General features: G+C 46.9%; 5 protein-coding genes. 1 reads left to right on the forward strand and 4 read right to left on the reverse strand.

Annotated features, from left to right (window positions below):
• Nucleotides 1–67 precede the first annotated feature (67 nt).
• From HP401_RS05825 to HP401_RS05835, 3 genes are all read right to left on the reverse strand, one after another.
• Complete coding sequence (locus tag HP401_RS05825) at nt 68–3,274, reverse strand: AfsR/SARP family transcriptional regulator (protein ID WP_173604395.1); 3,207 nt, start codon at nt 3,272–3,274, stop codon at nt 68–70.
• Between the two features lie 122 nt (nt 3,275–3,396).
• On the reverse strand, nt 3,397–4,020 hold the full coding sequence (locus tag HP401_RS05830) for a YhcN/YlaJ family sporulation lipoprotein (protein ID WP_173604396.1): 624 nt from the start codon (nt 4,018–4,020) through the stop codon (nt 3,397–3,399).
• Between the two features lie 66 nt (nt 4,021–4,086).
• Nucleotides 4,087–4,917, reverse strand: a complete 831-nt coding sequence (locus tag HP401_RS05835; protein ID WP_173604397.1) for a copper amine oxidase N-terminal domain-containing protein — start codon at nt 4,915–4,917, stop codon at nt 4,087–4,089.
• A 223-nt stretch (nt 4,918–5,140) separates the two neighbouring features.
• Here HP401_RS05835 and HP401_RS05840 point away from each other — a divergent pair, with 223 nt between their 5' ends.
• On the forward strand, nt 5,141–7,204 hold the full coding sequence (locus tag HP401_RS05840) for an exo-beta-N-acetylmuramidase NamZ domain-containing protein (RefSeq protein WP_173604405.1): 2,064 nt from the start codon (nt 5,141–5,143) through the stop codon (nt 7,202–7,204).
• A gap of 65 nt (nt 7,205–7,269) precedes the next feature.
• On the opposite strand, the gene HP401_RS05845 is transcribed toward HP401_RS05840, so the two are convergent.
• On the reverse strand, nt 7,270–8,835 hold the full coding sequence (locus tag HP401_RS05845) for an acyl-CoA synthetase (protein WP_173604398.1): 1,566 nt from the start codon (nt 8,833–8,835) through the stop codon (nt 7,270–7,272).
• Nucleotides 8,836–9,019 lie beyond the last annotated feature (184 nt).

Below are 9,019 nucleotides of genomic sequence, written 5' to 3' on the forward strand. Positions count from 1 at the left end.
TACTTCCTAGTTTTGTCAAGCAGCCATTGCTCTATGTACAAAAAAAGATCGCTTTGTGGGCGATCTTTTACTTCTCTATAATTTGAAAGTAAGTCTCCATCGTTGCAGGCATCGGCGCGACGCCGAGGTTCTCCCTCAGTTTTGCTACACATTTTTCATACCAGCGGATTGCCTGTGAGCGATTATTTTGCTGATAATACGCAGTCATAAGTAAGCGGTACGACTCCTCCCAGCAATCATCCACCCGCAGAATCGCTTCACACCAGCGGATTGTTTTTTCCAACTTCCCGTCCTCTAGCATGATTTTGGCTAACCTTTCTGCTCCGCGTAAAAACAGCGTTTGCACTCTCTCACGCTCTTCTACACACCAATCCTCATAACGACATTCCGGCATGTAATCGCCCAAGTAATAGGCAAGTCCTTTTTCCAACATGATAGCCCCTTGGCGCCGATCTGATTCTGCCAAGCCCAGTGTAACCAGCTTCTCGAACTCTTCGACATCCATATGGTAGCCCGATGCCAGGTTGAAACCGTAAGAGCTGCCATGACGTTGAATGAAGAATGTGTCTGTTCTGGCAGCACGATCTGGCTCGAGGGCTTTGTTCAATGCATTCAACGACACTTTAAAATCGCGAATTGCCGCTTCTTCGATACTGTCTGGCCAAAGTCGGTTCATGATTTCTTCCCGGGCTAACAAATGGTGTCTCTTCGTCAATAAAAGCTGAAACAACAGCTTGGCCGTCCCACGCTGCCATGCCTTTTCGCTCAATTCCCGCTCTCCCAGCCATACACGGAAGGCGCCCAGCGTCTGAATACGAAGGGTATACCCGGGGTGGAATGTCACGTTTTGCAAGCCCAAATCATTTAACAGCTGAGAGACGTAATCCGGGGATACCTTTCGGCGCTCTGCCTCAATCAAAATCGGCATCAGCTGCTGTACATCATGCGGTGTAAGCAGCGTAGGTCTCTGCAAAAGGAATTGATATTCACCGGACTTCATCAAGGACAGAGCTTGTGTCACCGCAGGTACAAACAAATCCCATTGTTTTTTACGATAAGCCAAGAAGCTCAACCACAATTGACAAATGACGACATTAAAGCTATCCCCGCAGTGACTGAGTCGGTCGGCACAATCGATAAAGATAGCCCACGCTTCCTCTTCTTTCCCGTATTTGGCATAGGCAATCCCAATGGCCATACGTACCAGACTGCCTAACCAGTCGTCGCGCATTGCCTCTGTCTCTTGTATTCCCCTGTTGCCATACAGAAGTGCTTGGTCGAGTGCCTTTTCTCTTGCATAAAACAAGGTTAGTCCCAGAAGCGTTTCTGACTTTCCGCGTGTGGACTGGAGCTCCTCCATGATTTGCAAACCTTTTTCATAAAGCTCACGAATCTCGTCCGTAGGCAATGTTTGACTGATGAGGGCCGCATGCGCTTTTCGAACATAGCCATTCGCCTCTACAAAAGGGGAATGCGCTGCACGTCCGAGTTGTATGGCAGTTTCTGCCGCTTCCCACCCTCGCTCCCATTCGCCATTCAATGCATACACAAAAGATAGCAGTAAAGAGGTTTCCCGATACGATCTGGTCAGTGGGGGATGCTTCCCTTGTTCTACCTGCCACTTACTTTCCAAGAGCTGGATGGAGGACTGCAGTCGGCCAGTACGAAACAACAGGCGCGATTCTAGCTCAACCTCCGTCTGCTGCTCTAATTCCTGACTCCGTTCATACCAAGCTGCCGCCTGTTTGGCATCTCCGCGATTCGTATAAATTTCTGCCAGCAAGCGATATAGCCTCGGTGCCATCTCATTCTCTTGTTCAAATGGGGGCAAAAGTTGAATTGCCCTCTTGAGCAGCTCTTCGGCCCGGACGCCTTGGACGCTGTCGAGATGGACGCGTGCTTGCCCTTCCAGCCCGCGGCACAATCCGATTTGATCTTGCTTTTGTTCACATTGTTTCAAAAATTGCTCATAAGAAGCAAAGGATTTCGCATATAGACAGCGATAGCGTTCTACTTCGCCCTGATAAAACAACAGCCAATGCTGTTCGCACTTGATGTGCTCTGGTAATAGCGTTATCCACTCGTATAAAAAGTCCAGCTTCCCTGCTTGCAGCAACCTTTCCGATGCTTGGCACAGCCACTCACCCAGCATCTCCCACTGTTCAACGAGACGCAACCGCCCAAAAGCTTTTGCCTCGTCCCCTTTTCGTCTATACCATCCTGCGGCCTTTTGATTTACATGCACGTACGTCGCTTGATTCGCAGCCAGCTTGCTCGACAGGAGACGCTGAAATAGCGGATGAAAGGAATATTGAGAATCTGCTTGGACATGCAGAAAAAGATGACAACGCTGTGCTTCCAACAGGTACTCGATACATCCCTCCCCGAGTATTTGCTTGCAATCCTCCAAATCGAATTGTTCGAGAACGGCTGCCTCCATCAAGAAGCGCTGCATACCTGCACCCAGCTGTGTCCAGACTTCTACTTCCAGCAAATGCAACAATCGGGATAGCTCACGCAGACTATCGGACACCGTCTGCCCCCTCGTCACCATTTCACCAAAAGTTCGCAACGCCATCACCCAGCCTTGCGCCACCTCTTCGACACGACCCCAATCTTCTTCGGACAACGTGATGTCGTATTGATCAGAATAAAAGGCCTCGCTCTCCTCCAGTGTAAAAGAAAGGTCATTGGTTGTAAGCTCCAGACACTCTCCTCTTGCGGATAACAAGTCGAGATTGGACCATTTCGGTCGGGTACGCGTTAAGATAACCAGCTTGACCTTTTGTGGAAGCGCCTCGGCTAATCGTTGAACAAATTGATCGACCTCACTCCCATTCTCAATTCGTTGGAAATGGTCCAAAACAAGTATGTGGTCAGCCTGGAGCTGTACGCATTCCCCGACAAACCAGTCGACCAGTACTTTACTGTCTAGGGACGGCACCGGACTTTGCTCAGTGATGTCTTTGAGTTGTTCTTTCAATACCTGTCCAAAACCAGAATGAACCTGCCGAACACTTTCGACGAGACAAAAGACAAACGCAAGAAGGGCATCGTCTCCATCCTGAATGGTAAACCAGGATGCAGCCAGTGCTTCATCATGTAGAAATGTAGCCAAAGAAGTCGTTTTGCCATAGCCTGCCCCTGCATGAATGAGACAAATCTGCGTATATTTCAACAGGCGTAATTTTTTTGCCAATGCAGGTCGCCGTAAAACATATGGCTTCTGTCCTGGAGGAGTTATTTTGGATATAGGGATGTGGATTGGAATCATATAATGTGCACTCCTTGCCGTTCTCCTGCTCTTCTTTGACTATTTCCCCATTTCTAACTATTCTCCTGCCATTTGACCCTTAATCGACAAAAAGCCCACCCGGGAGTCCAGGTGGTGCTCTTTCAATCCACTAAATTATATCCAATAACCGTATATCCAATATCATTTAACAGGACTTGAAATTCCTCGTCACTGATGTGCTCTCCGTTCGTAATTCGTGAATGCAAATCTGCGATTCGGTCATAAACAGCGCGATTGGTAGACACGTACAAAATGTTAAAGCGTGTTTCTGCCTGTAAGCTTGACCTCATCCGGTTCACAACACGTCTGTGCAGTGAATCTGGATGTCCATTATCGACTCGCACAATTTTTCCAGGCGTATACGGGATCGACGTTCGCGGATTGACTTCGTCAGGCTTTGGTGTATCAACTGGCAGCACACCTACAATCAAGTTATCCTTGTACGCTAACACCTTGATATCGGCTACACCGGGCAGCTTTTCCGCACGCCCTTCCAAGTACGTCACCAGCTGCGGTTCTCGCTGATGAACCCTCTTTTGGCTAATCATGGCTGCCGGTCCTTTGTCCCTACCGACGTTATCGTTCTGGAAGTTAATTCCGAGAGATTCAAATTTAGCCTGATTTCCGTTCTGATCTTCGGTGCCCTGTTCTTTGTTAGGCGAACACCCTGTCAGCAAGCCGGAAAACAGGAGTACAGCAACGATACTCCTACTTATTCGTCTCACAACAAAAACACCTCCTTGCACTTAGTGTGATGTGCAGGAGGTGTTCTTACTCAGAAATCAGATGGCTTAATCAATGGAAATAAATTCGCCTTCAAAAGTATCTTTTTTACCGTCTTTTTCAGCTTTTACGGTAAAGCTGCGAATACCTTCATCGCCATTAATTTGTAATTTAAAGGTTCCATCTGCATTAACTTCTACTTCATGTGTATCATCATCAATTACAACGGTTAGATCCGCTTTCGGATCAACCTTACCAGTAACTCGATACAGTCCGATCACAGCTATTTTGGTAGATTTCCCTTCAATACTTTCCTTGTCGATCAAAGCTACCTGCTCAGGCTTTTTCTCATCTGTTGCCGGTTTCGTCGTATCTTTTGGCTTTTCCTGTTGGCCGACTTGATTAGGGTTCACATTATCTGCAATCAATACCGTTTGTGTCTTCGGATCCCATTCAACCTTGTAGCTCAGAGCTTCCGCGATGAAACGAACAGGCACTACAGTTCGCTTGTTCACAATCTGTGCAGGTACGTCGAGGTTGATGGTTTGTCCATTTTTGTTGGCAATTTTTTGAGTAACCACCAATCTGATGTTATCTTTCCCTTTGTTGATGGTAACGGTACGCGTTTGTTCATTCCATTTCACTTCAAATCCAAGACTCTCTGCAATCGGACGAATCGGAACCAATGTCCGCCCTTGGGAGATAATAGGTGCTTGGTCAGGAAACGCAATTTGTTTTTTATTGTACTCCACCTTAACAGCATTCTGTACGGTTTTAGGCACTACAGGTGCAGTCGCTGCCGCTGCAGAAAACGCTGCCATCGGTACCAAGGCAATTGCGAGCAGTAATGAGGTTACTTTTTTCAGCAATACATTCACTCCATTTCCAAAAAGGTTCACACGATTCTTAATCTACTATAGGATGAAGGCTGTTTCAAGATTTTCCTGTAGACTCCCTTTCAAAAGAACATTTTTTCCTAATACCCCTCCTCTTTTCCGTTCCTTTTTTCTGCTCCTTTTGACCTAATTTCAAATTGTTACAAAAATGCAACCATCTTGCTTTCCAAAAACGTTACAATAGACAAGAAGCGACAGTATTTTATCTTGAAAGAGGCAATGAATGATGAATAAATTTCTCCCTTTCCTCATCCTGGCACTTATCTTAACTTTAATTCCTCCAGTAGGAAGCTCCGCCAATACCACTGCCATCCAATTGGGAAGTGATGTACTGTTCAATCAGTTCCACTATCTCATTGAAGGCAAAAAAGTCGGATTAATTACGAATCAAACAGGTCAGAACAGTCAAATGGTTAGCACGATCGACATGTTACGACGAGATCGCTCCGTCCATTTAGCCGCTCTCTATGCACCTGAACACGGCCTCGACGGAAAAACGGTAGCAGGAAAACAGGTAACGAGCTTTGTTCATCCCGTCTACGCTATTCCGGTCTACGGCTTATCTGGATCAACTCGCAAGCCGACACCGGAAATGCTCAAAGACATCGATATTCTTCTCGTCGATTTGCAAGATATTGGATCGAGAACCTACACATACATATCTACCTTGCAATACGCCATGACTGCAGCAAAAGAACAAGGAAAAGAAGTAATGGTACTGGATCGACCGAATCCCCTCGGTGGAACGATTGTCGAGGGGCCAGTAGTTGAACTACCTTACCGTTCCTTTATCGGAGTGGATACCCTCCCGCTTGCACATGGCATGACCATCGGAGAGCTGGCCTTGTATTTCAATCGTACCATCGGTGTAGATCTAACCGTTATTCCGATGCAAGGGTATACACGTAGCTTGATTTATCAACAGACAGGATTGGCCTGGGTTCCGAGTTCTCCGCATCTCCCTAACTTGACCTCGGTTTTCGGGTATATGGCAACTGGTTTGGGTGAGGGTACCCCCCTTCGACAAGGAGACCATTTCACTTGGATCGGGGCAGAGGGTCTAGATTCGCACAAGTACGCCGATCTGTTAAATGGAAGTCTTCTGCCTGGCGTCATCTTTATTCCTGAGACTAAAGGAACTGCCGGGGGCGTCCGCCTTCAGATCAACGATCCACATCAGTTTAATCCGGCAAAAACAGGTATTTACGCGCTGGCTTATGCCAAGCAATTACAATCATTCCCTATACCAAAAAGTACGAGTATGCAAATCTCTATGTTCGACAAGGTGATGGGTACCAACAAAATCGGTCTGCTTCTCGAACAAGGCAAATCCCCTCAGGAGATTGTTTCTTCCTATGAAGCGGATCTTAAGAAATTTGTTGAGCTGCGGCAAAAATATTTGATCTATGGCGATGAACCGTTTATCCCGATGCAGCCGCTTCAACAGAAGCAACCAAAGCAGCCTGAACAACCAAAGAAACCGGAGCAACCGAAACCAGAACAACCAAAACCATCTAAGCCAGCAAAACCAGAGACACCGACTCCACCGCAGACTGACAAACAAAAAGGAACGACCAATCAAACGAAGAAGCCTGAACCAGCTACAAAGCCGATCCCTCAGACACCGAAGTCTTCTGAGAAGATCGCTTATTTAACCTTTGACGATGGACCTTCACCTGTCACTCCACGCATTTTGGATACGCTGAAAGCGCATCAGGTCAAAGCCACTTTCTTTATTGTGGGCCGTGAGGTAGCTGGTCATGAGGCCATTCTCAAACGGATCGTAGCTGAAGGACATGCGGTGGGAGGACATTCGTATTCCCATAATTATCAGCTTCTTTACAAAAATATGGATGGCTTTTTTGCAGACGTGGAAAAAGGTAGTCAAATGATTGAAAAGGCAATTGGCGTAAAACCAACCGTGTTCCGCTATCCAGGTGGCAGTACGAATACCGTTAGTTTGAAATATCAAGATCCCACACGTTATAACAAGCAGCAGACCGTCATGCATGCGATCAAAGAAGAAGCAAAACAACGTGGCTATACGTTTATCGACTGGAATGTAACAAACGGCGATGCAAGGAGCAACAAGTACACAGCCGCGCAGGCACTGGCAAATGTAAAGCAGCAAGTAAAGTCACAAAAAGAAATCGTTGTCTTGATGCATGATTCCAGCACCAAGTCGCCAACGGCTGAAGCTCTCCCCCAAATCATTTCGTATTTGAAGGAAAAAGGTTATCGTTTTGAAGTCATTCAAGCTGATCGCCCGACTGTTTCCAACGTCAAATAATCACAGTAGCAAACGCCCGCTCCATAACAGAGCGGGTTTTTCTGTGCTTTAGACCTTGTGACTGGCTAAGTCGTCAGTGTTTCGTATCGGAGGCGCAACTCTCTTTTCAAGATTTTTCCGCTGGGGTTTCGAGGAAGATTGTCAGCAATCACTACATATTTGGGTGCTTTGAAGGAGGAAAGGCGGTCTTTGCAAAAAGCAAGCATCTCGTCAGCAGTCAGTAACTCACCCGCTTTTGGGACAACAACAGCCGTCACTGCTTCGATCCAGAACGGATGAGGAACTCCGATCACAGCGACCTCTGACACTTTCGGATGTTGATAAATAAGCTCCTCAACCTCCCTGCTTGCTACGTTCTCTCCCCCCGATTTAATCATATCTTTTTTCCGGTCAACGACCGTGATATAGCCTTCGTCATCCATGATGCCCAAATCCCCACTGTGAAACCACCCTCCTTGGAAGGCAGCCTGTGTCTTTTCCTCATCTCGGAAATACCCCAGCATCGCATGGCTGGTCCTGTGTACAATTTCACCAACACTACCACGAGGGACTTCATTCCCGTCATCATCGACGATTTTCGTTTCCACATTTAATGCTGGCTTGCCTGCAGAGCCTGGTTTTCTCATCTGATCCTTCGGTTGTAACACAGTTGCTAATGGCGCCACTTCCGTCTGTCCGTAAAAATTGTAAAACTGAGCGTTTGGGAGGCGTTTACCGAGCTCTTTTAATACTTCTACTGGCATGATTGCTGCACCATAGTAGCACTTTTGCAAAGAACTCAAATTACGCGCGGCAAAATCGGGAGACCGCAGTAAAGCAATCCACACGGTTGGCGGGCAAAACAACTGAGTCGCCTTATACGTCTCTACTGTCTGTAGCATCAACGCAGGGGTTGCCTGTTCCAAAATAATTCCACTTCCACCTAGATACACGTACGGTCCCAAAAAGCAGTGAAGCTGTGCACTATGGAACAAGGGGAGTGCATGAACAGCCACATCATCCTGCGTCATCCCGCCTTCGATAATCGTGCTGACATATTCAGAGATAATGCTTTTATGTGTGAGCATAACGCCCTTTGGCTTTGATTCCGTTCCGCTGGTATACAAAATCTGCACAACATCTTCGTCCACTATGTCTACTTCAGGCTCGTGGTCGTCTGCCGCTTCAATCATCGTGCGAAAAGGCAACCATTCCCCTGCTCGTTCTGCTGGTTTGGACATGAGGGAAAGCAGCTTTGGGGAAATTCCAGCTAGTCGGAGTCCATCTTGGGCGAGCTGCAAGAATTCGGGAGCTGCGAAGCACGCGCTCACTTCCGCATGACCGAAAATATAGGCGACATCTTCTTTATTCAACATGAAGTTGATCGGCACCATGATGGCCCCTGCTTTTGCTATCCCAAAGTTCAGAATCGCAAAATCCATCGAGTTGCGTGACAATACTGCTACCCGCTCCCCTTTTTGCAAGCCTTTTGAAAGAAGCGAATGAGCTGTCTTGTTAGCAAGCTGATCAAGCTGCTTGTACGTCAATACTTCTTCCTCAAAGTATAGGGCAGGCTTATCAGGATTTCGTCCACGACTTCTTCGCAGAATATCGCCAAGTGCATTTCTACGAACCCTTTGCGCTTCGAGCATGCAAATTCCCCCATCACTTATAGTCTCCTCTCCATTATATAATAGCTTTCTTTATTTTCTGATATTTCACAAAAAAAGAACCGACAACCAACTCTCAATGCGCTCGACCATAAAAAAGACCCCAGCTTCTCAACTGGAGTCGGTTCATTTGTATTTATGGCGGAGGGAGCAGGATTCGAACCCG

The organism is Brevibacillus sp. HB2.2, assembly GCF_013284275.1.
Classification (GTDB): domain Bacteria; phylum Bacillota; class Bacilli; order Brevibacillales; family Brevibacillaceae; genus Brevibacillus; species Brevibacillus brevis_D.